The following is a 24,483-nucleotide window of genomic DNA, read 5'->3' on the forward strand; positions in this document are numbered from 1 at the left end:
ACTCGTGCGGCGCTTTTTTGTGCGCGTTTCGTTCATGGAATTGGGGAGTGCAATCGTGTTGTTCACACATCACGCGGGAGTGAAGAGGGTGCGCACAGCCGTACTCGCGGTAGTTACCGCCCTCGCTGTCGCGTTTACCGGTTTGGTGGGAGCCGTGCCCGCCGCATTTGCGGCGACGCCGGGCCTCTCATCGACGCTGTCATTCAATGGAAATCCGGTAGAGGGCAATGCGCCGGTGCTTACCCCGGGTGACGTACTCACCCTGTCCACGCAGTACAGCAGCGAACTGCGCCCGGGCAGCGTCGCGGTCTTTGAGGTGAGCGACAACCTGGTGGTAACTGGCGTACCCAAGGGGAACTCGGCCATCAAGAGTATCTCGCAGGACGGCAACACAGTAACGATCACGTTCAATGACACGATCAATGTCGACCAAGGCATATTCGACTTGCAGCTCACGGTTGCAGAAACCACGAAGAGTGAAATGACCAAGGTTTCTTGGACACTCGACGGCGATACCACCGAGCTTGACGTCATCATTAAAGCTAAGAACGACGAGTTCGCCAACGTGACAGATGCTGTTTCGAAGGGTGTTGACACCAAAAACCTGAACGGGTTCGTGGTTGTGACAAATGGCGTCGTGACGCTCAAAGACGACGTGCTGAACAAGGTCATCAATTACTCCCTCAATGTTGACTCAGCAACCGCACGCTCGGGCTTTGTAATCTCTGACCAGCTACCAACGGGGCTCTCGTACGTGGCTGGCAGTTTCAATGAATCACTCACAACGTGGGACGCCGACGGCATGAACCGCACGGTGACTTCATCACCGATCGTCCCCGCGATCACAGGCAATTCGTTCAGATACACGCGCGACCTTGCAGCGCCCTCAAAGCTGAAGATTAGCTATAGCGTGAAGATCACTGACGCAACCGCGAAGCAGGCTATCGAGAAGCTGCTGCAGCAGGCACACGATGACCGCAAGGGCGTGCCCGGAGCGTTCAACACTTCGCTCACCAACACCGCCAAGTTCGGTGAGGTGACCAAGACGGCTACAGTGACGGTGGGCGGCAGCATCGCTGGCGCGACCCCCGGCAACGGTTTCTCGAAGAGTGCCAACTGGCAGCACCAGGAAGTGCGCGCAGACGCAGATGGAAATCTGCTCACCCCCGCACCGATTACCTACACCCTCAAGGCCGATTTGCGCCAGTGGGACGACCGCAATGAACACTTCACGCTCACGCGCAACGTGGTCATCGAAGATCACCTCGTCGCGGGTGCAACCTGGCTGACCGACGATGCAGAGTTCGTAACGGTTGCAGGCGCGGGCCTCACGCTCGACGGGCTCGCTAGTTGTGGTTCTGCCGGTGACTTTGCAACTGACGCATACGTCGGCAAGTACTGCGTTGACGGCCAGAAGCTGCTCATCAACGTGGGTAAGCATAAAGACACGAACGCACAGATTAAGGTGAAGGCACAGCTCAACTCTGTCGCCGCGCTGAAGCCGGTCGGCGGCCAGACCGCCGTGCTTGATGCACAGGCATACGAGTTTCGTAACGTCGCGTCGTATCACTGGAAGCTTGGTAGCGATCCGCTCACCTCGGGTTACAGCTCTTACCCGATCGTGCTGCCCGAAACCGACGACGGCCTGAACGATTCGAAGACCTTCGCGAAGACGGGCAAGCTCGAAGACGCGACGATCGAGGTTGGCGATCGAGTGAACGCGCGCTACGATTTTGCGCTGGCCGCAGGCAAAAAGATTGACCTGCGCACGAGCAAGCTTGTCGACTATGTAGATACGACAATCTTTGATCTCTCTGACCTGTCATTGCTGAAACTTGAGGGCACCTACGACGGCCAAAAGCTTGAAAAGTCACACTTCGACCTGAGTCAAGATGGCGAAGGTAACGTTGTCATCGGGCTGAGCGACGCAGGCAAAGCACTTGTCACAAGCCGTGGCGTAGACAAACGTTTCACTGCAGCGCTCCACCTGCAGACTTACCCGTTTGAGGGTAAAGAAAGTCACACGCTCAAGAACCGGGCGACGCTGTTTGGTGCGAACGATGAGCCGCTCTATTGGAGTGAGACGAGCGCCGAGTCCACCTCGTACGGTGACGAGGCCGAAGTGCGCAAGCGCGTCTACGACGCCACGGCACAAGACTGGGTCGAGACGGTTCCCGCGCAGCTCGACGCTGCAGGAAACCTGATTAATGACGTGTACACCTACCGCGTAGAGTTCATTCCGCACGGTAGCTTCAACCGCGTCACGATTACCGACGTGAACGATGTGCTGCCGGCACAGACTGAGTTTCTTGGCTTCGTGAGCGAAGCCGACGCCGGTACTGGCGCAAACGCGTCCAACGGTCCGGTTGACCTCGAAGGCAACATTCAGGCTCGCTACGCAGATGGCGTTGTGCAGCTCGTGCAGAAGCAAGGTACGCGCCTCGAAGCTGGCAAGCCGATTGTCACGTATTTCTCGGTGAAGATCACCGACGCCACCGCACCGATCGTCAATAAGATCGGCACTAGTACGGCTACCATCGTGCCCGTCGCGACCTTCGATATCACGAAGACCGTCACCGGCGTGCAGTCCGACAACTCGGCAGTGCCAGCCTCTGTGCAGGTCGCGGCGGCCTGGGAGGTCGACGGTAAGCCTGCTTCGAAGCAGCTCAATGTGCCCACTGACGGCACGCCGCTCGCTTTTGGCGAGCAGCTGCCCCGCGGCACCGAGGTGACACTCACCGAGCAGAACCTCACCGACGCGAACGGCATCGCCTGGGCCACCCCAGAATGGAGTGGGGCGGGTGTCACAACCTCGAAGGAGGGTGAGGCGACAATCACTGTCGGCGAGACCGACGCTGCAGGCGTCTCGCTCGTCAACAATGCGGGCGCATCGGTCGCGAGCGTCATGATCGAGAAGCAGCTCGAGGGCGGCGCGGCCGATCTCGTGACGCTCGATGGCTACCAGGTCACGGCGAAGATCGATACGACCGCTCTAGGTGAAGACGCAGCTGCCCAGCCGGATCGCGTTGTCACCGTCAAGCCGGGCGAGGCGACCGAGCTCGGCAACCTGCCCGTTGGCGCGACGGTCAGCTTTAGCGAAGCGAAGCCGGTCGACACCGACCTGCTCACCTGGGCTGCACCGGTGATCTCACCCGAGAGCATCATCGTTACCGAGGATCACTTCGTCACCGCACCGACGATCACGGTCACCAACTCGGTCGAGCGCACCGTCGGCACGTTTGACATTGTGAAGAGCGTGACCGGTGCAGAAGCCGGGAACCCGGCCGTACCCGATGCTGTCCAGGTGACGGCGACCTGGGATGGCGGAGAAAAGGTGCTCACCGTTCCGACCGACGGCACCCCCGTCGCGTTTGGCGAGCAGCTGCTCATTGGCACTGCGGTGACACTCACCGAGGCCCCGCTCGCCAACGGATCCGGCATCGCGTGGGCAGCTCCCGCCTGGTCAGGAACCGGCGTCGCGCTCACCGAATCAGGCGATGCGACCGTGACCATCGGTCGCGATGCCGACGCTCGCGTCGCGCTCGAGAACCACGCAGCGACCTCGACGGCAGGTATCAGCCTGATCAAGCAGCTTGCCGGTGCGGCAGCGGCAGAGGTTGACGCGGCGACCGAGTTCACTGTGCGCGCATCGTGGGATCTCGGCGAGGGCGAGCAGCACACCGACCTGGTGATCAACGCCGCAGAGCCCACCGTGCTCGATGAGCAGCTGCCCGCGGGTACCGTCGTCACGCTCACCGAGCTCGAGCGCCCCGCAGTTGCGGGCGTCGAGTGGGGCGCGATCGCCTTCGCGGGCGAGCGCGTGACCGGCACCGCCGATGACGCGGCAGAGTTCGTCGTGTCGTCAGAAGACGGAACCGTTGACCTGATCACCGTGACGAACGAGGCGAACTGGGCGCCGGGCACCTTCAGCCTGGCGAAGAAGGTCGTGGGCGTGCCGCTCGACGACGCCGATGTTCCCGAGTCGGTCTCTGTGATGGCGACTTGGTTTGACGGCGAGGCAGAACAGTCGAAGAACATCGAGCTGCCGACCGACGGCACTCGCATGCCGTTTGGCGAGATGCTGCCCTACAACACCACGGTCGTACTGACCGAGGCGCCTCTGGCTGCTTCAGAGCGTTTCTCGTGGGCGACCCCCACCTGGAGCGAAGAGCAGGTCACCACAGCGGCTGGCGGCGTGGCAGAGCTCACGATTGGCGCTGCGCTCGACACCGAGGTGACGGTCACTAACGCGGCGACCGCCACGACGGGTAACCTGTCGATCACTAAGACGCTTGTCGGTGAGGGTGCTCTTGAGGTTGCCAAGGATGCGAAGTTCCCCGTCACCGCGACGTGGACCGACCTCGAGGGCAAGCAGCAGGAGCGCGAGCTCACGCTCACCGCCAACGAGGCCGCCGTCATCGACGGCGTCGCGTTTGGCACCGACGTGACGATCGTTGAGGGCAAGCTGCCCGACACCGGCGCCACGAAGTGGCAGTCGGCCGAGTGGACGAGCCTAGGCGAGTCCGCAACGGTCACGGCCGACGGCATTACCGCTGTCGTGCGCGTCACGGGCGAGGCCGGATCGACCGTAGCGCTCTCGCTTGCAAATGAGTACTCGAAGGCTCCCGTGGGCCAGCTGCCGAACGAAGAAGGAACCGGTGACGGCGAGAACTCGCCTGAGCAAGACGGTGGCCTCTCAGTCACGGGTGCAGCCGGCTTCGGCCTGCTTGCAGCGCTGGGTGCTGTGCTCGCGGCTGCTGGCGTGTGGCTGCTGCTGCGCCGCCGCCGTAACGCATAGCCTCTAGGCGCTGACGCGCGAGGGCTGGTGATGACGGGAAGCCCGTTGTCACCAGCCCTCGCGCGTTTGTGTGTGGTGCGTTTCGCCCCGTCATCCCGCGCGGTGCGTTTCGCCCCGTCATCCCGCGCGGTGCGTTTCGCCCCGTCATCCTGCGCGTAGCGAGCTTGCGAGCGAAGACGCAGGATCAAGGCTGGAGGTGCGCACCTGCGCGAAGGCTACGTCGTGCGCTGAATCAGCACGTCGATGAGCTGGCCCGCCATGTTCACGAGCCGTGCGATCTCGTTCTCGTCGCGGTCGATCCAGCGACACTCGGGATCACCCACCGGTACAAAATTCTCATGCCGTTCCCACACCATTAACGTGCGTTCTGCCCCGAGCACATACTGCTGCCACCACACTTGGCGTAGGTAATGGCGGGGGATTGTGCGCCACTCCTTATTAGTGGTCTTAATCTCTGCGAGTTCGATGGCACCGTTTTCACGCTGCACAACGCCGTCGGGGGTTGCGAGATGTCGCACGTCGAGCTCAGAGTGAAACAGTGCATGGCTCGGCATGATGCCGTACCCCTGCTGCACCCACGCGGCGATCTCGGGCTCGCGTGCGCGTCCGTGGTCAGTAAATGCGTTGCCCGCGAAGCCCGTACCAAAAAGTTTTGCCTGGGCGGCCGTCTCAATCGAGCGCGGCGTCGACAGTTTCGCAACGTCGGTCGCGGTGATGCCGCGGGACCGGGCGTGCATCCACGCTTCGTGATTGCTGCCGTCGGTGACAATGCGGTTGGTGAGCGCGGGGGCAGGAGAGAACACCCGTCCAGTCTGCCACGACACGAAGGCGCCCGGCTCACAGCCGCTCACAGCCGCTCACAGTCGCTCGCAGGTGCCCAAGTCGCAGAGCAACTGTCGTCTCGCGCACGCGGTACCAGTTTGGAGAGTGTGCACGTGTTCAGCCCTTGTACAGTCGATAGGAGGAGTCTAAGAACATGAGTACCAATACACTGACACGAGTCGATGGGGGAAAAGTTCGCGCGTTGGTGGTCGATGACGAAGATTCGATCACCCAACTGGTTTCTATGGCATTGCGCTATGAGGGCTGGGAGGTGCAGACGGCCGCAAGCGGCCAAGACGCACTCGAAAAGATGCGTACTTTTGAGCCTGACGTCGCGGTGCTCGACATTATGCTTCCTGACTTTGATGGCATGCAGCTGCTGTCGCGTATTCGCGGGGCGGGCGACATGTGCCCCGTTCTGTTTCTTACCGCTCTTGACTCGGTTGAAGACCGTGTCAATGGCCTGACCGCTGGCGGCGACGACTACGTCGTGAAGCCGTTTAGCCTCGAAGAGCTCATTGCTCGACTGCGCGGCCTTGTGCGCCGCTCGCAGATTACCCTCGCCGAGCGCCCTGATCCGGTGCTGCGCGTGGGAGACCTGACCCTGAACGAAGATAGCTATGACGTTGAGCGCGCTGGCGAGACGATCGTCGTCACCAACACCGAGTTCGAGCTATTGCGTTTCTTGATGCGCAACCCGGGGCGTGTGCTGTCTAAAGCTCAGATTCTTGACCGAGTGTGGGCGTACGACTTTAAAGGCAAGTCGACCGTGGTCGAGCTGTACATCTCGTACCTGCGCAAGAAGATTGACGCCGGGCGCGAGCCGATGCTGCACACCGTGCGCGGGGCAGGCTACATGCTCAAACCCGCCGGCTGACCCACAACCTGCAAATCCATGCTATAGTTGTCTCTGGCCATAGACCGCCGGTAAGAATCGCAAGGTTCTCAGAACGTTCACGCAAGTGAAGACCAGCGCAGGTGCGAGACTCCTTGAGTGAGGGATCATCGATCCCGAGCAGATTGAAGCTCCGTGCGTGCGCGCCGGAGCTTTTTTGTTTTTGTGGGACTCCACGATGAAACTGCTTCGTGCGGCGCGGCCCCCGCTCGGCACTCGCCGAACGGGTACGACAAGCTAGGGAGCGCCATGGCTACAAAGGACGCTACGGTTGCCGATCTTCAGCGCAAGTTTGAAGAGTCGAGCGCCGTTCTGCTGACTGAGTACCGCGGTCTCACGGTTGCACAGATGCGCGATATCCGCATCAGCATCCGCGAGCACGCGACGTACGCCGTGGCGAAGAACACGCTAACCAAGATTGCGGCAAACAACGCCGGGATCACCGCATTTGATGACGAGCTCGCCGGTCCTTCGGCTCTCGCCTTCGTGCACGGTGACACCGTTGCGGTCGCAAAGGCACTGCGTGACTTCGCCAAGGCAAACCCTCTTCTGGTGGTGAAGGCGGGCTACTTCGATGGCAACGCCCTGACCGCTGCTGAGGTAGGCAAGCTTGCCGATCTCGAGAGCCGCGAGGTGCTGCTGGCCAAGGCCGCAGGCGTCATGCAGGCTGCTCTTGTCGGAGCTGCACAGCTCTTCGCTGCACTGCCCGCAAAGGCCGCTCGCGGCTTCGGCGCGCTGCAGGAGAAGCAGGACGCGTAAAGACTCGGCTCTTGCCGATCGGTACACAAAAATCCGCTCGCGGCGCGTAAGCGCCCGGGCAAACATCAAGGAGATACACAATGGCTAAGCTTTCGACTGAAGAGCTGCTCGCACAGTTCAAGGAGCTCACCCTCATCGAGCTCTCGGAGTTCGTCAAGGCGTTCGAGGAGACCTTCGACGTTTCGGCTGCTGCTCCCGTTGCAGTTGCTGCTGCACCTGCTGCTGCTGCTGAGGCTGCAGAAGAGAAGACCGAGTTCGACGTTGTCCTCGACACCGTTGGCGACAAGAAGATCCAGGTCATCAAGGTTGTTCGCGAGATCACCGGCCTGGGCCTGGGCGAGGCTAAGGCTCTCGTTGAGGAAGCACCCAAGAACGTCCTCGAGGGCGTCGGCAAGGATGCAGCTGAAGAAGCAAAGAAGAAGCTCGAAGAGGCAGGCGCAGGCGTCAAGCTCGCGTAAGTTTTTTCGCACTTTGCGAATTGGGGCGGGGTCACTTTCGAGTGGCCCCGCTCTTTTTTTATAGGTTTTTTGCGTATGCTTGGCTGCGGCAGAAAGGAGCACCGTGGCCCTCATAACACTCGTGCTCAGACATGCGAAACGATACTGGGTATTCATTGCGTGCGTCGTAGTGCTGCAGCTTGCGGCCACGATCGCAGCGCTCACACTGCCGAGCCTCAACGCAAAGATCATTGACGACGGCATCGCAAAGGGTGACACCGCCTTTATTTGGAACACGGGCGGCACCATGCTCATCGTGTCGCTCGCGCAGGTCATCGCCGCGGTCATCGCCGTCTATTTTGCGGCACGCTCCTCGATGGGCATTGGCCGCGACCTGCGCCGCGAAGTGTTTCAGAAGGTGTCGCAGCTATCGACGCTCGAAGCCACGAAGTTTGGCGCGGGCACCCTCATCACCCGCGGTACCAATGACGTGCAGCAGGTACAGATGCTGGTGCTCATGACTCTGAACTTCATGGTGACCGCGCCCATCATGGCGATCGGCGGCATCATTATGGCGCTGCGCGAAGATGCGGGCATGTCATGGCTCGTGTGGGCGTCGGTTTCGGTGCTCGCCGTGATCGTCAGTTTTCTCGTGTGGCTGCTACTACCGTTGTTTCGCAAGATGCAGCGGCGCGTCGACGACATTAATGGGGTGCTGCGCGAACAGATCATGGGCATCAGGGTGGTGCGCGCATTCGTGCGCGAGACCTTTGAAGAAGACCGCTATGAGGTCGCCAACCGGGGCATCACCGAGATTTCGGTGAGGGTTGGCAACGTGTTTGTGCTCATGTTTCCGGTGATCATGATGGTGCTGCATGTTGCGACCGCGGCGGTGCTGTGGTTTGGCGGCCATCGCGTCGATGCCGGTCAGGTCGAGGTGGGCGCGCTCACCGCGTTCTTGCAGTACCTGCTGCAAATTCTTATGGCCGTGATGATGGGCGTCTTCATGACCATGATGATTCCGCGCGCCGTTGTCTGCTCCGAGCGCATACGCGAACTGCTTGACACAGAGTCGACGCTCGCGTTCCCGTCGCAGGCCACGCACCCCACCCCTGAAAGCGGTCGCGTCGAATTCTCGGGCGTGACATTTGGGTTTCCTGGCGCCGAAGAACCGGTCGTGCGAAACATTAGCTTCGTCGCTGAGCCCGGCCAGACGACCGCGATTATTGGCTCGACCGGCGCGGGTAAAACGGTGCTGCTGGGCCTGCTTCTGCGGCTCTACGACCCCCAGTTTGGTGCGATCACGGTCGACGGCGCCCCGCTGCACGATCTCACGCGCGAGCAGCTCGCGCACGTGATGACGCTCGTGCCGCAGCGGCCCTACCTGTTCTCGGGCACGATCGCCTCGAACCTCAGGTTCGGGCGTAGCGACGCGAGCGACGCCGATCTTTGGGAGGCGCTGCGCATCGCTCAGGCCGACGATTTTGTGCGCGAGAAGGAGCGGCAGCTCAACGAACCCATCTCGCAGGGCGGCACGAGTGTGTCAGGCGGCCAGCGACAGCGGCTGCAGGTCGCGCGGGCGCTCGTGGCAAAGCCCCGAATCTATCTCTTCGATGACTCATTCTCGGCGCTCGACGTCGCGACCGATGCGCGCCTGCGACGGGCGCTACCCGGCGCGACCGCCGGCGCGACGGTCATCGTCGTCGCGCAGCGCGTCTCGACGATCGCGGGCGCCGATCAGATTCTCGTCATCGAAGAGGGCCGGATCGTGGGGCGCGGCTCTCACGCGGATCTGCTCGAAACAAACGAGGTGTATCGGGAGATCGTACACTCGCAGCTGTCTGAAGAGGAGGCGGCATAGTGTCTGAGCGCGACACCGGCGTAAGCACCGACACGGGCGAATTTGAGCTGCCCGACGACTACCAGCCAGACAATAACGACTGGGGCGGCCAGGCCGCGAAGAAGGCGAAGCATTTCTGGCCTGCGGCGAAACGACTCATGGGTCTCATCGCGCCCGAGAAGTGGTTATTCTCATTCGTTGTACTGTTGGTGGCCGGGTCGGTGGTGCTCACGGTGCTCGCCCCCAAGGTGCTTGGGCAGGCCATGGACGTGATCTTCAACGGGATCCTCGGTAAGCAGCTACCCAAGGGGGTGCCGCTCGACACGCTCGTGGCGCAGGCCCGTGAGAAGGGTGACACTAAGTTCGCTGATGTGCTGGCCGGTGCCCAGGTTGTGCCGGGGGAGGGCATCGACTTTGGGCACCTGTCGCGGCTCATTCTCACGGTGCTGGCGCTGTACCTCATCGCATCGTTTTTGATGTGGTGGCAGGGATACCTGCTCAATAAGCTCGTGATGCGCATCGTCTACAATCTGCGCCGTGAGATTGAAGAGAAAATCAACAGGCTGCCGCTCGGCTACTTCGACGGCCGCCAGCGTGGCGACGTGCTCTCGCGCGTCACCAACGACGTCGATAACATTCAACAGGCGCTGCAGCAGGCATTCTCGCAACTCGTCCAGTCGGTGCTCACCGTGGTGGGTATCGCCGCGATGATGTTCATCGTGTCGTGGCAGCTCGCGCTCATCGCGCTCATTGCGCTGCCGCTATCGGGCATCATCGCGGGTGTGGTGGGTGTGCGTGCGCAAAAACTGTTTGTGGCGCAGTGGAAGCATACGGGCGACCTAAACGGCCACATCGAAGAATCCTTCACAGGCCACGAGCTGGTGCGCATTTACAACCGCGACGACGAGATGGCGGCCGAGTTTGACCGCCGCAACCAGGGCCTCTTCGAAGCTTCATATAAGGCGCAGGCGCTGTCGGGCACGATTATGCCAGCAATGCAGTTTGTGCAGTACCTAAGCTACGTGTTGATCGCGGTGATCGGGGCACTCAGGGTCACGGCCGGGCAGATGACACTGGGCGATGTCACCGCGTTTATTCAGTACTCACGCGAGTTTTCGCAGCCCGTCGGCGAGATGGCGGGTATGGCGAACATGCTCCAGTCGGGCGTCGCATCGGCGGAGCGCACGTTCGAGCTGCTCGACGCGCACGAGCAAGAACCCGAAGAGGTGAGCGCCCACCTGCCTGAGCGCACGAACGGGCACGTCGTGTTTGAAAACGTCTCATTCAGTTACGACCCCGCCGAGCCGCTCATTGCAGACCTGTCGCTCGAGGCGAGCCCCGGCCACACCGTCGCCATCGTCGGGCCCACGGGAGCTGGCAAGACGACGCTCGTGAATCTCGTGATGAGGTTCTATGAGCTCGGCGGTGGGCGGATCCTGCTCGATGACGTAGACATTACGAGCCTCAGCCGGGCAGAGCTGCGTGGCCACGTGGGCATGGTGCTGCAAGATGCGTGGCTGTTTGACGGCACGATCCGAGAGAATATTCGGTACGGCAGGCTCGACGCGAGCGACGACGACGTGCTGGCTGCAGCGCAGGCGACGATGGTCGACCGGTTTGTGCGGCAGCTGCCAGACGGCTACGACACCGTGATTGCTGAGAACGGGCAGGCGCTGTCGGCGGGGGAGCGCCAGTTGCTCACGATCGCGCGCGCGTTCATCGCGAACCCGTCACTGCTGATTCTTGATGAGGCGACCTCGTCGGTTGACACGCGCACTGAGGTGCTCGTGCAGCAGGCGATGCGTGCGCTTCGGGCCGATCGGACATCGTTCGTGATCGCGCACCGCCTGTCGACGATTCGCGATGCCGACACGATCTTGATGATGCAGGCGGGCAGCATCGTCGAGCAGGGCACGCATGATGAGCTGATCGCGCGGGGCGGGCCGTACTGCGAGCTGTACCGTGCGCAGTTTGACGCCCCAAATTAATTCACAAAAGCGATACATGCACTGCGTGCAACTTGTAAGCTGTGTGTGGCGACAACGCCACACATGCCATTCATTGTTGAACGGGGGCTTCAATGCCGCAGATTCCGAGGCGCGCGCTCACAGTTTGCGCCGCTATTCCGCTCGCCCTGCTGCTTGCGCTGCCGGGCACCGCCAATGCGGTCCCGTCGGGGCCTGATGCTCCGGATCAGGGGCCGAGCGAGCCCGCGCCGAGCGTCACGGGCTCGGGCCTGGGCGACGCGGTTGTGGCGGCTGTGGCCGCGGGCGCGACGACCGAGTCAGAGATCGCGGCAGAGGTGAGCGTTGCGCCGAGCACGCGAGGCGGCGGCTTCAGCTATGACGCCGAGGGCCGGTTGCGTGTGATGGTGCTCATCGAGGCGGGCGCCGGCGCTGCCGAGCAGCTCATCGGTGATGTCGCGGTGGTTGCCGAGAGCCTCGCGCCGGTGCCGGGTGTGGCGGCATGGGTGGCCCCCGAGCGTATGCAAGAGCTTGCGAGCATTGAGGGTATTGCGAGCGTCTCGCCCACCCTCACGCCGATGAACGCCGGGGCGATGCAGGCGGCGCCTGTGACCAAGACCGCTCCGGTCAAGCAGGCAGACTCGTGCGGCCCGGTGCCGATCGAGGCAGATATTCCGCTCGACAGCGCCGAAGCGCGTGAGCTGTTTGGCGTAGACGGCACGGGCGTCACGGTGGGCATTATTTCTGACTCGTTCAATAGGAACGCGACGGTTACGACGTGGGCAGATGATGTCGCTTCGGGGGCGCTGCCGGGGCCCGATAACCCGTGCGGGTACACGACGCCCGTCGAGGTGCTGTCTGACGAAACTGAAGGTGGCAGCGACGAGGGTCGAGGCATGGCGCAGCTCGTGCACGGCATTGCGCCCGGTGCCAAGTTGATGTTTGCCGACTACGGCACCTCAGACGTGGGCATGGCGGAGAGCATTGAGAAACTCGCCGAGGCGGGCGCCGACATTATTGTCGACGATATCTTGTACATGAGCGAGCCGTATTACCAGCGCGGTTTCATTTCGCAAACGGTCGAGCAGGTGAAAGAAGACTACGGCGTCATGTACCTCGCGGCCGCGGCCAACATGAACGGTGTCGCGTCGAGCGGCCCGCACGCGGGTGATCCCGTTGGGTCGTGGCAGACGACTAAGTACCGGGCAACAACCTGCCCCGCTTGGGTGACGCAGGACGCGGCGGGCGAACCACTGCCCGCGGGCGCCGACTGCCTCGATTTTGATCCGGACCCTGCAGTAGACCAGGCCTATGACACGCTGCAGATGCGTTCAACCCGAGACGGTAGCAGCGTCGCAATGCAGCCGCTCGCGTCGATCGGTGAGCCGATCTTTGGTGTGACGACGTCGTATGAGCTGCAGTTTTACGAGGCGGGTGGGGCCGAGCCAAAGCTGCTCGCCGCGATTGCATCAATGGGCGGTGGTCTGGGCAACGGCAACATGCTTTACCCAGGGCTGGTCGGCGAAGTCATTGCTCCCTCGGGTAGCGAGGTGTACATGGTGATGGTGCGCAAGTCGTTTGAGGCTGGCTCGACTCCCGCCGTGTACCTGGGCACAGTAGCCGGAGCTGAAAGCATTGCGTCGCGTCAGTTCATGGGCAACCGCGAATTGGGGGCGGCCGCCACCGACTGGGTTGGTGAGAGCACCTTTGGGCACCTGGGTGACGGCACCGCGCTGAGTGTTGCGTCAGCGCACTGGGACGAGCCCACAAAGATGCGTTATTACAGCTCGCTCGGGCCCAACACGCTGCTGTTTGAAGGCGTCGCAGAATCGTACGGGGCCAACCCGGCGCCGCGCCTGCCCGCGCCGCAGATCGTGTCGTCACCGCAGATGACCTCGGTTGATGGCACACTCACGACGTTCTTTGGCGAGAACTCGGGCACGCCGGGTGAGCCCGAGTACCGCTTCTATGGCACCTCGGCGGCCGCCCCTAACGCGGCGGCCGTTGCGGCGCTTGCCAAGCAGCAGGCCCCTGCGATTGGTCAGGCGGAACTGTCTGACCTGCTGCGCAGCACCGCGCGCGGCACGGCAGACGGCGGGCCTGTGAACCCCTACACGGCGGCCGGATTCGAAGACACCCACGTGTTTGGAACAGGGCTCGTGAGCGCGACCAGGCTGCTCGAAGCGCTGCCGGAGCGGCCAGCCACTCCGGGTGAACTGCAGCTCAAGCGCGCCGAGGCGACATCGCTTGACTTCACCTGGGCGCCGGTCGACCGGGCCGAGGCGCTTACCATAGAGCTTTACGCTGGCGCAGGGGACAGTCCCGCTGGTGTCGACACCGCGGGCGCCACCCCCGTTGCGACAGTCGAGCTGGCGGGTGACGCGGTGGCGCACTCGTTCACGGGGCTCACCTCAAACACCGGGTACACGGTGCGTCTCGTTGCTGAGGGCTCCCAGGGTGCACTCGCCGAGGCGTCGCTCGGCGCTCACACCAAGGCCGAGGCGCCCGCTGAGCTCGCGGTCGCGAAAACGACCGACCGCACGATCGCGGTGAGCTGGGTCGAGCACGCTGCTCCGGATCACTATTTGGTGCGGGCCGTGCCCGTCGCGCAAGCCGTGGCTATGAAGGGTGACATGGTGCAGAGTGACGGCGCAGTGCCGGGCGAGAACGCGCAGGGCGACGCCCCGACCGCGGGCCTCGTAGCACCCATGGAGCTTAAAGCCGGTAGCACCGGGTACGAGTTCACGGCGCTCGCCGCGGGCACCGAGTATGAGGTGATTGTTGAGGCGGTCAACACCGTTGGGGTCTCTTCGAGCGCGACCGTGAAGGCGAAGACGCAGGGGCCGAAGGCGGCCGCAAGCGGTACCGCGGGCGCGAACAAGTCTGGGCTCGCGCATACGGGCGGCAACGACCTCACCCCGCTGCTCGTCGGTGGCGGCGTGCTGCTCGTGCTGGCGGCGGCGGCGCTGTTGCTTGTGCAGCTGCGCAGGCGGCGGCGTGCCACCTCGGCCGAAGGAGCCGCTGAAAGCACCGCGCGCGACACGGCGGGCGACACGAATTCGCCGTAGCGAAGGATTCCGCTAGACTAAACGAGCCCCCCATGTGGCGGTATCTCGGTAAACTCCCCCAGGACGGAAACGTAGCAAGGGTAGCCGGGCTCTACCGGGTACATGGGGGGTCTTTTCTTTTCAAAAACTCTGTGTGTACGCCGTTCAACTTGTATGATGTCTATGTTTTGCTATGTAGTCATTCAATGTTGAACGGGGAGCTTCATGCTGCAAAAACACAGGCGCGCCTTAGCTGCGTGCGCCGCCATTCCGTTAGCGCTACTGCTAACGCTACCGGCGGCGGGCCACGCGCTACCTACGGCACCGGGTGAGACCCAGCCCGATCCGGCGCAAAGCGAGCAGGATCAACCCGCGAGCGAGCAGACGGGCGAGCAGACGGGCGAGCAAGATCAGCCAGCCGGTGACCAAGTGTCGCAGCCAGATCCGCCACAGAGCGTCACCGGTTCTGGCCTGGGCGACGCGGTCGCGGCGGCGGTCGCCGCGGGCGCGACCAGCGAGCAGGCGATCGCAGCGCAGGTGCCGGTGGGGGCAGCGAGCGGTGCGGGCGGCAGCCTGGTCTACGATGCTGCCGGGCGATTGGGCGTCATGGTGCTGTTCGACGCAGCGGTCGGCACCGCCGAGCAGCTGATCGGCGACATGGCAGAGGTGGGCGAGAGCCTCGCGCCCATTCCGGGCGTGTCGGCGTGGGTGGTGCCCGAGCGCTTGAAGGAGCTCGCGAGCGTGCCGGGCATCACGAGCGTGATCCCGCAGCTCGCGCCCGCGCGCCAGGGTGCCCAGGTAGGTGCGCAGGTAGGCGCGCAGGCGAGCGCGCTGCGCTCAGTGCTTCCGAGTACAGACAAGCCCGTCGCAGCGGCGAGCGACAGCTGCTTTCCCGTGCCCGTAGAGGCCGACGGTCCGCTCGGCAGCGCCGAAGCGCGCGATCGGTTTGGCGTCGATGGCACAGGGGTTACGGTCGGTATCGTGTCTGACTCGTTTGCACGCACCACTTTGCCTACGTCTTGGGCCCAAGACGTGGCGTCGGGCGCGCTTCCCGGGCCGGGCAACCCCTGTGGTTTTGAGGCGTCGGTTGAGATTCTCGATGAGGGGCGCCCAGGAGCAGCAGACGAGGGCCGCGGCATGGCGCAGCTCGTACACGGCATCGCGCCCGGTGCGCGCATTCTGTTCGCGAGTTCGGGCGGCTCAGACGTCGGCATGGCGAACAACATTATTGCGCTCGCCGAGGCGGGTGCAGACATTATCGTCGACGATATTGGGTATTACACCGAGCCGATGTACCAGCGAGGCTTCATCTCGCAGGCCTACGAATACGTCAAAGACAACTACGGTGCACTCACGCTTTCTGCGGGCGGCAACGCGAACGGTGTAGCAACCGAGGGGCCAGCGACCGGAGCCCCGGTGGCGTCGTGGCAGACCAAGAGCTACCGCGCGACAGACTGCCCCGCGTGGGTGACCTCGGGCGTCGACGACGAACCGCTGCCAGTGGGCACCGACTGCCTCGACTTTGACCCAGACCCCTCGAACGATCAAGCATTTGACGTGTTGCAGCTCAAGTCAACGAGCACCCCGCGCGACCTCGAGCTGTTGCCACTGGCATCGATCGCAGAGCCAATCTTTGGTAGCACGACCGAATACGAACTGCACTTTTACGACTCGTGCACGACGAACTCGACTCCCGAGGTGATAGCCAAGATTCCGCAGTTTGGCGGCACGTTGCCCAACGGCATGAACCTCTACCCCAACCTGTTCGGGCAGTTGGAAGTCGCAAGCGGCTCTGAAATGTGCATGGTGTTTGTGCGCACCGGGCACGTCGAAGGCAGCAAGCCCGCCGTGTACCTCGGGTTTCAACAGGGTGCTGGAGCGATAGCTTCGCGCCAGTTCATGGGCAATCGCACGCTGGGGGCCGACGCCACCGATTGGGTAGGCGAGAGCGTGCTCGGTCACTCGGGCGACGGCACGGCCATCGGTGTGGCTGCCGCGCACTGGGACGAACCCACGAAGATGCGTGACTATAGCTCGCTCGGGCCTACCACCATGGTCTTTGAAGGTGTGAGCCTTGAAATAGCTGAGCCAGCGCCGCGTCATGCAACAGCCCAGCGTATGGATTCGCCCAACGTGACCGCGGTCGACGGCACCCAGACGACGTTCTTCGGGCACGAGGAAGAGGACAGCGCTGGCAACCCCATCTACCGGTTCACTGGTACCTCTGCCGCGGCCCCCAACGCGGCGGCGGTGGCGGCGCTCGCTCTGCAGCGCGCACCGGGCATCGAACAGGCCAAGCTCGCTGAGCTGCTCGAGAGCACCGCGCGCGGCACCGCAGATGGCGGGCCCGTGAACCCCTACACCGCTTTTGGGTGGGAGGACACGTACGTGTTTGGTGCCGGAATGGTAAACGCGGTCAACCTGCTTGAATCGCTGCCCGACACCCCGGCCGCCGCTAGTGGACTGCGTGTCAAGACTGTGGGGGCGACCGAGCTGGGCTTCACCTGGGGCCAGATCGAGCACGCTGCGTCGCTCACGCTCGAACTCTACGATGAAGCGAGCGAGGGCGCGGGCGCTGGTGCTGTCGCGACGGCTGAGCTGCCTGGTGACGCGGTGAGTCACACGTTCAAGGAGCTCAAGTCGAACCATCCGTACATGCTGCGGCTTGTTGCCACGGGTGACATGGGGGCCGAGTCAGAATCGACGCTCAGCGCACGCACGAAGGCTGAGGCGCCACGCGACCTCGCGCTCGTGAAGGCGACCTCGCGTACGGCCTCGGTCAGCTGGGGTGAACAGGCTGCGCCGGATCATTACCTCGTGCGGGCCGTGCCCGTGCAGCCGTCAACCGCCTCAGCTGATGCAGTCGACGGGGCGAACCGTGCTGGCTCTGGCGCCGCGATGGTGCCGGTGAAGCTGCCCGCGGGAACCACGAGCTACACGTTCAAGGGGCTGACCCCTGGCACCGAGTACACCGTGTTTGTGGATGCCATGAATTCGGCCGACGTGGCATCGACTGCTTCGATGCTGGTGAAGACAGCACCGGCGCAGGCTAGCGCCGGCACAGGCGGTGCTGGTGCTGGTGCTGGCGCTGGCGCTGGTGCTAACGGTAGCGCTGCGGGAGCAGGGCTGGCCCGTACCGGCGGTGCAGCCCTGACTCCGCTCTATGCGGGCGCTGGGGTCTTGCTTGTGCTGGGTGCGGCAACCCTTGTGCTGCGGCGCGCACAGCGCCGTCGCTAAGCCCAGTTGAGTATCTGAAGGCCCTGTAAAGCCACGAATGCTCCGGTGCGAAAAGCGCCGGAGCATTCGTGGCTTTTCTTTCTCTAACATCGCGTCTACTATCTGGTACCAGGGGCATCGACGTGCATTCTCACAACGATGAGTGCCGTTTGGTTGGTGTTCTTTGGGGGAACGATCCAAGGGGGGATCTTTGTGGACGCCACAAATCAGCAATTGAGACGACGGCAAAAAGGTAAGAGAGTGCTTGGCGCTGGCGCCGTGGCAGCGAGCGTCGCGATGGTGGCGACAGCGCTGATCGCACCGGCCGCCAGCGCAGACAGCAAGACGACGAGCTCAGTGTCGGCGGCGCACGGCCACGCGCTCAACGTAGGGCTCAGCACAAATTCTGCGGTGGGAGCGGCAAGCGCTTTCACCGAGTGGAAGGCAAGCGGGCAGACCGGCACTCCAAGCGCGACCGTCGACGTGAGTCTTCTCGAAAACGAGATTCTCAACTTGGGAGGGGTGAGCATCCCGTTGATCGCGAAGCCCGGTACACCTGGGCTGCTAGACCTTGGTGATCTTGGCGCGATGAAGGCCTACGCAGACTCGCCGTACCAGAGCGTCTCGACGTCATCGGCCGGTGTCGTGGGGGACGACGGTTCGGTGCTGCTGAGCCCTGCAGCTGTGCCAAGCACGTTTGAGCCAGCATCGCTCGACGTAAGCGCGCTCATCGAGCAGGCACTCGGGGCGCAGGTGAGGCAAGCCGTGCTTGATCAGGCAAGCCTAGAAATTGGAGCCCTCGGCTCGACAGCGAGCGGCACCGCTGCGAGCGCGACTCCCGCGACCCAGTACATGGTGGCGGGCGCCGACCTTAACCTTCATAGCCCCGCGGTGGGCACGGTGGCGACCACGCTTGACACTGCTCTTGACGGAGTCGGCACAACGCTCAATACAGCAGTTGGAACGGGGGGCGCACTCGGGTCTGTAGTGGCGGGCCTGCCCGATATCGACATTGGCGTGTTGAGCCTCGACCTCTCGGGTGGAACGATTGCCCTCGACGGTCTCGACCAGGCAATTGAAGATGTCACCGACACACTGATTGCGACACCGCTTGTTGACTCGAACGGGATCGTGAGCATCAGCCTCGAGACCGGCATGATCAGCGTGAACCTCGCGAAGGTCGTGGCGGGTGGCGACTTGAACGGGTTGCCCGCCAACACCGAGGTGCTCGACTCGGTAACGCTCGGCAAGATTACTGCGGCGGTTACCGATGCCCTCGGAACGCTCACCGGCAAGGTGTCGACTGCTGTCACCGACCTGGTCAACAACCTGAGCGTGACGATCAAGTTGAACGTTAAGCTGAGCGCAGTCGGTGTGATTGGCGTAGCCAACGAAGTGATTACCGTGCAGGCAAAACTCGGTCAGCTCACGGGAGACATTCCCGGTAACCCAACGGTCGCAATTACGAGCAACAACCAGACTGTCCTGGGTCTGATTCTCACCCTTCTGGGTGTTAATGACCTCCTCGGAACGATCACGGGGCCAGTGCTTGGCTTGCTCACTAACAACCTCACGACACCCATCGGCACCCTGCTCACCACCGTGACCGGAAACGTGACGGGTGCGCTTAACCCCGTCATCGCTAGTACCGTGGCGGATTTGGGTCCCGTGCTAAACACTCTGAATAAGCTCCTGACGATCAAGGTGAACGAGCAACAATCGGGCGACCTGGGTACGTCGAGCAAGACGGTGCGGGCTCTCGCGATCACCCTCTTGCCTGTTGGATCGACTGGGGCCGCAAAGGTCGAACTGGCTTCGTCGACGGTCAAGCACAAGTTTGATGCGACCCCGCCGGGTAGCGCGAACACGAATGCCTCGGCGTCGGCCGCCGCCTCAGCATCTGCGAACACGAGCGGAACGACGAATGCAGCGGCTACCGCAGCCGCGCAGGCCGCGGCGATGGCAGACAACTCGACGTCGGCGCAGGCACAGGCGACCACCAATGCGAACGCGGCTGCGAAGTCGGCGGCCCTGACGAACGCTTCGACTAACGCGTCGAACAACGCAACCTCGTCGGCAAACAGCTCAGCGCAGGCCGCGGCTACTGCTTCGCAGAACTCGCAGGCCAACAGTGCGTCGAACGCGAAGGGCACAGCTCAGGCCGACGCCAACGCGAGCGCCTCTTCGAAGGCCGCGGCGCAGGCTACGGCGTCAACCAATGCGTCGAGCGATGCGGCAGCAAGCGGTACGACGAGCGGTACCTCGACGGCGAATCCGGCTGCGCAAGCAGACGCCAACGTGAACGCCTCGGCGTCTGCGTCGGCCGATTCGAAGGCTAACGCGGCTGCGCAGGCAGCTGCAACGGCAGATGCGCAGACAACAGCCAGTGCAAAGGCAACCGCCAATGCGCAGTCGGCGGCGAAGGCCGCAGCCACGCAGAACGCATCGACGAACGCATCGACGTCTTCGAGTGGCAGCTCAAAGGCGGCCGCGCAGGCGGCAGCGCACTCGAAGGCCGACTCAGACTCGAACGCTTCGGGCACCGCATCGCAGTCGGCGACCGCGAATGCGGCGGCCGCGGTCGCAGCCAACGCGAGCGCATCGTCGAACGCTTCGGGCACGCCCACACCGCCCAACCCGGGCAAGTGTGACGTGAAGAAGCCGCGTGCAAACTCGCCGTTCCTCGACGTTGCCACGAGTCACAAGTTCTACCCCGAGATTGATTGGATGCACTGCACCAAGCTGTCGACGGGTTGGAAGGTGACGGGAGGCCACGAGTACCGCCCAAGCGCAGATATGACGCGTGAGGCGATGGCAGCGTTCATCTTCCGTATGCAGGCGCCAAAGAACTACAAGGCTCCCGAGAAGTCGCTGTTCAAGGACGTGAAGACGAACCACAAGTTCTACCGCGAGATCATGTGGATGAAGGAGTCGGGCACGTCAACGGGTTACGCCGACGGCACGTACCGCCCCGGTACGAAGCTTGATCGTGATGCGATGGCCGCGTTCATCTTCCGTATGAATGCACCGACGAACTACACGCCGGGTACGTCAAAATTCATCGACGTCACTCCCTCGACGAAGTTCTACCGCGAGATCACGTGGATGGGCGAGGAGAAGCTGTCAGGCGGTTACCGTGTCGATGCTGGCTACGAGTACCGCCCGAAGAACACGCTCAGCCGCGAGGCTATGGCGGCGTTCATCGAGCGCCTCGTTGATGACTACTGGAACAAGGTGATCCCCAAGAAGTAGTTCGAAAGCGAAACACCTCACACGAGACCGCCGCGGAGCCCCACAGCCCCGCGGCGGTCTCGCACGTCTGCCCGCAGTGAGCCTGCTCAAACCCGCTAGGCAATAGGGTGTAACCATGGCAGCTCTTAACGGTGCAGCAGTAATCGGATCCGGCCCCAACGGGCTCGCCGCGGCGGTGACTCTCGCGCGCGCGGGCGTGCCCGTCACGGTGTACGAGGCGGCTGAGACGATCGGCGGCGGCACGCGCACCACCGAGTTGGTGGCGCCTGGTGTACTGCACGATGTGTGCTCGGCGATTCATCCCACCGCGCTCGCCACGGGGTTCTTCAGGGAGTTCGAGCTCGAGAAACGCATCGAGTTCGCGGTCCCCGATGCGTCATACGCGAACCCGCTTGACCGCGACGGGGGCAGCCCAGACGGCCGCGCCGCGATCGCCTACCGCGATCTTGCCCGCACGGCCCACGAGCTTGGCCGCGACGGGCACAGCTATGCCCGGCTGTACGCGCCCATTCTGCGCCGGATCGAGGGCGCCATCGACTTCGCGTGGGGCGGCAGCATGCTGCGCATGCCCCGCGACCCGCTCGCGGCGATCGCAACGGGCTTTGCCACATTCGAGCAGGGCACGCCGCTCTGGAACGCCCGGTTCAAAGAATCAGCCGCGCCCGCCCTCGTCTCGGGCGTTGCCGCGCACAGTATCGGGCGCATGCCTAACCTCGCCACCGCGGCGGTCGGAATGATGCTTGGCGCGCTCGGCCATGCCCGCGGCTGGCCGGTGCCGATCGGTGGCTCGCGCAGCATCGCCCACGCGCTCGAGCAAGACCTGCTCGCCCACGGCGGTCGCATCGAAACCGGTCACGCGATCGACGACGTGCGCGAGCTCGACGGCTACTCGAGCGTGTTCTTCGACACCTCGGCCCGCGGCCTCGCAAACATTGCGGGTGAGAGGCTGCCAGCCCGCTACGCGAGGGCACTGCGCCGGTTCCGGTACGGCGACGGCGCCACAAAGGTCGACTTCGTGCTTGACGGCCCAATCCCGTGGCACGACCCTCGGGTGGCCGAGACGCCCACCGTGCACCTGGGCGGCTCGCGTGCCGAGGCGGCACGCGCCGAGGCCGCGGTGGCGCGCGGCGCGCACCCTGAGCGGCCCTACGTGCTGCTCGCACAGCCGACGCGCTTTGATCCGGAGAGAAATGCCCCAGGCACTAACGCAGTTTGGAGCTATACTCACGTGCCTGCGGGATCTTCGTTCGATGTGACCGAGCGTGTGATCGCGCAGATCGAGCGTTACGCGCCCGGTTTTAGGGACCGGATCGTGGCGGTGAAGATGACGACGGCGGAGGAGCTCGCGAGTTATAACCGCAATTATCACGGCGGCGATTTCAGTGCTGGGGCGGTGACGCTGCCGCAGCTGGTGGCGCGTCCCACGCTATCGCCCGAGCCGTGGCGCACGCCAGTGAAGGGGCTGTACCTGTGCTCGTCGTCGACGCCGCCGGGCCCCGGCGTGCACGGGCTTTCGGGATGGTACGCGGCGAAAGCAGCGTTGAAACGCGAGTATGGGTTGCAGGCCCCCCGCCTAGGCCTGTGAATAACTTGCCGCGGGTAGGCGGCCTGTGAATAAGTCACGTGGGTGTCGGTGGCCGCGGGTAGCATGGAGTCGTGGTTGCCGCACTGTATCGCCGTTATCGGCCAGAGTTCTTCGCTGAGATGATCGGTCAGTCCCAAGTGACTGATCCGCTCATGACAGCCCTGCGCACGGGGCGTATAGGTCACGCATACCTATTTAGTGGCCCGCGCGGTTGCGGCAAGACCACGTCGGCGCGTATTTTGGCGCGCTGCCTCAACTGTGCCGAGGGTCCCACCGACACCCCGTGCGGTGCCTGCCCGAGCTGCATCGAGCTCAGCCGCGACGGCGGTGGCTCGCTCGACGTCGTCGAGATTGACGCGGCCAGCCACGGCGGCGTCGAAGACGCGCGCGACCTGCGTGAGCGCGCCGTATTTGCGCCCGCGCGCGATCGGTTCAAGATCTTCATCATCGACGAGGCCCACATGGTGACCTCGGCCGGGTTTAACGCGCTGCTCAAGATCGTCGAAGAGCCGCCGCCACACGTCAAGTTTGTGTTTGCAACGACCGAGCCTGAGAAGGTCATCGGCACGATTCGCTCGCGCACCCACCACTACCCGTTCAGGCTGATCGCGCCGGGCACTCTCATCGATTACGTACAGTCGCTGTGTGACTCAGAGGGAGTACAGGTCGAGCCCGGAGTGCTGCCGCTCGTCGTGCGTGCAGGCGGCGGGTCGGTGCGCGATACGCTATCGATCTTGGACCAGCTCATTGCGGGGTCTGAGGGGCCGTTTGTGACGGCAGAGCGAGCAGCCGGGCTTCTCGGATTCACGGGCGGCGAGCTGCTTGACGAAGTGGTCACCGCGTTTGGTGCGCACGACGCCGCGGCCGCGTTCCAGGCGACCGACCGTGTCGTGCAGACGGGGCAAGACCCGCGCCGTTTCGTGGAAGACCTGCTCGAGCGGTTGCGTGACCTCATTGTCGTGAGCGCCACCTCGGTTGAGGGAGCAGCGGCTGTGTTTCGCGGGGTACCGCAAGACCAGCTGACACGCATGTTTGAGCAGGCGCAGCGCTTTGCGCCTGGCGAGTTGTCACGTATCGCCGATGTCACGAGCGAGACGCTCGATCGCATGATCGGCGCTACCGCCCCCAAGCTGCAGCTCGAACTGATGATCGCGCGGGCACTCGTCGCGCTCGATAACATGCGTGGCGCGGTTGGCGGTGGCGCTGGTGTCGGTGTCGGTGCTGGCGCTGACGGTGGTGCTGGTGGTGGGTTTGCGCAGCAGCAGGTGCCAGCCCAGTTCGGTCAGCAGCGTGCTCAGGCCCCCGGTCAGGCCGCGCCAATGACGCCCGCCGTGCCTGCTGCTCGGGTGCCCGCTGCTCAGCCGCCCATCGCGCAGGTGCCCGCAGCGCAGGTGCCCGCAGCACCCGCCGTCGATCCGATCTCGGCGCTCGCCGCTGCGCGCAGCGCCGTCACACAGCAGGCGACCCCGCAGCAGCCGGTCCAGCCGGTGCAGCAGGTGCAGCAGCAACCTGTGCAGCCCGCTCAGGCAGCTCCCGTGCACCAGCCGGGTCAAACGGTGCAGCCGGCGCAAGCCGTACAGGCACCAGACGCTGGCGCAAGCACTACGCCGAATGCGGCTCAGACTGCTGCCTCGGTGCGCGACTTCTTGCGTGAAGACACCGCTGGTACACCGCAGGCCGCGCCAGATCAGACTGGTCCTGCCGCGCAGACTCCAGCCGCGCAGACTCCAGCCGTGCAGACTCCAGCCGCGCCGGCTCCTGCAGAGCAGGCTCCGGTTGCGCAGGCTCCTGTTGCGCAGGCTCCGGTTGCGCAGGCTCCGGTTGCGCAGGCTCCGGTTGCGCAGGCTCCGGTTGCGCAGGCTCCGGTA

Annotated in this window: 12 protein-coding genes and 1 other RNA gene; 12 read left to right on the forward strand and 1 reads right to left on the reverse strand. The window is 63.6% G+C overall.

What is annotated here, in order from left to right; translation table 11 throughout:
- Window positions 1-55: 55 nt before the first annotated feature.
- Window positions 56-4,798 carry a DUF5979 domain-containing protein gene (locus tag ACXR2T_RS08135; protein WP_458838345.1) on the forward strand — a complete coding sequence of 1,581 codons (4,743 nt, stop codon included), beginning with the start codon at window positions 56-58 and terminating at the stop codon, window positions 4,796-4,798.
- A 215-nt stretch (window positions 4,799-5,013) separates the two neighbouring features.
- Here ACXR2T_RS08135 and ACXR2T_RS08140 read toward each other — a convergent pair whose 3' ends face one another.
- Window positions 5,014-5,601 carry a YqaJ viral recombinase family protein gene (locus ACXR2T_RS08140; RefSeq protein WP_458812975.1) on the reverse strand — a complete coding sequence of 196 codons (588 nt, stop codon included), beginning with the start codon at window positions 5,599-5,601 and terminating at the stop codon, window positions 5,014-5,016.
- Between the two features lie 173 nt (window positions 5,602-5,774).
- Between ACXR2T_RS08140 and ACXR2T_RS08145 the strand changes: the two genes are divergently transcribed.
- From ACXR2T_RS08145 to ACXR2T_RS08195, 11 genes are all read left to right on the forward strand, one after another.
- A complete protein-coding gene (locus ACXR2T_RS08145) occupies window positions 5,775-6,497 on the forward strand; it encodes a response regulator transcription factor (RefSeq protein ID WP_458838346.1) in 723 nt (240 codons plus the stop codon).
- Window positions 6,498-6,764: 267 nt separating this feature from the next.
- Window positions 6,765-7,274 carry a 50S ribosomal protein L10 gene (gene rplJ / locus ACXR2T_RS08150; RefSeq protein ID WP_458812971.1) on the forward strand — a complete coding sequence of 170 codons (510 nt, stop codon included), beginning with the start codon at window positions 6,765-6,767 and terminating at the stop codon, window positions 7,272-7,274.
- A gap of 80 nt (window positions 7,275-7,354) precedes the next feature.
- Window positions 7,355-7,732 (forward strand): 50S ribosomal protein L7/L12, encoded by a 378-nt coding sequence (gene rplL / locus ACXR2T_RS08155; protein ID WP_458812969.1) that lies wholly within the window; start codon window positions 7,355-7,357, stop codon window positions 7,730-7,732.
- A gap of 103 nt (window positions 7,733-7,835) precedes the next feature.
- The gene (locus ACXR2T_RS08160; protein ID WP_458838347.1) at window positions 7,836-9,572 is read left to right on the forward strand and encodes an ABC transporter ATP-binding protein; all 1,737 of its coding nucleotides are present in this window, start codon (window positions 7,836-7,838) and stop codon (window positions 9,570-9,572) included.
- Window positions 9,572-11,539: an ABC transporter ATP-binding protein gene (locus ACXR2T_RS08165; RefSeq protein WP_458838348.1), complete on the forward strand. Its 1,968-nt coding sequence runs from the start codon at window positions 9,572-9,574 to the stop codon at window positions 11,537-11,539. The genes ACXR2T_RS08160 and ACXR2T_RS08165 overlap by 1 nt, the downstream gene beginning before the upstream one ends.
- A gap of 92 nt (window positions 11,540-11,631) precedes the next feature.
- Window positions 11,632-14,583 (forward strand): S8 family serine peptidase, encoded by a 2,952-nt coding sequence (locus tag ACXR2T_RS08170; protein ID WP_458838349.1) that lies wholly within the window; start codon window positions 11,632-11,634, stop codon window positions 14,581-14,583.
- A 20-nt stretch (window positions 14,584-14,603) separates the two neighbouring features.
- Window positions 14,604-14,703: signal recognition particle sRNA small type (ffs, locus tag ACXR2T_RS08175), an RNA gene on the forward strand.
- A gap of 84 nt (window positions 14,704-14,787) precedes the next feature.
- Window positions 14,788-17,799, forward strand: coding sequence for a fibronectin type III domain-containing protein (locus ACXR2T_RS08180; protein ID WP_458838350.1), 3,012 nt, complete (start codon window positions 14,788-14,790; stop codon window positions 17,797-17,799).
- A 240-nt stretch (window positions 17,800-18,039) separates the two neighbouring features.
- A complete protein-coding gene (locus tag ACXR2T_RS08185) occupies window positions 18,040-21,030 on the forward strand; it encodes a choice-of-anchor G family protein (RefSeq protein ID WP_458838351.1) in 2,991 nt (996 codons plus the stop codon).
- A gap of 115 nt (window positions 21,031-21,145) precedes the next feature.
- Window positions 21,146-22,615, forward strand: a complete 1,470-nt coding sequence (locus ACXR2T_RS08190) for a phytoene desaturase family protein (protein WP_458838352.1) — start codon at window positions 21,146-21,148, stop codon at window positions 22,613-22,615.
- Between the two features lie 71 nt (window positions 22,616-22,686).
- Window positions 22,687-24,483: DNA polymerase III subunit gamma and tau (locus ACXR2T_RS08195; protein ID WP_489945507.1), on the forward strand; the 1,797-nt coding region annotated here is incomplete at its 3' end.

The sequence above is a fragment of the Leucobacter faecis genome (assembly GCF_054456635.2).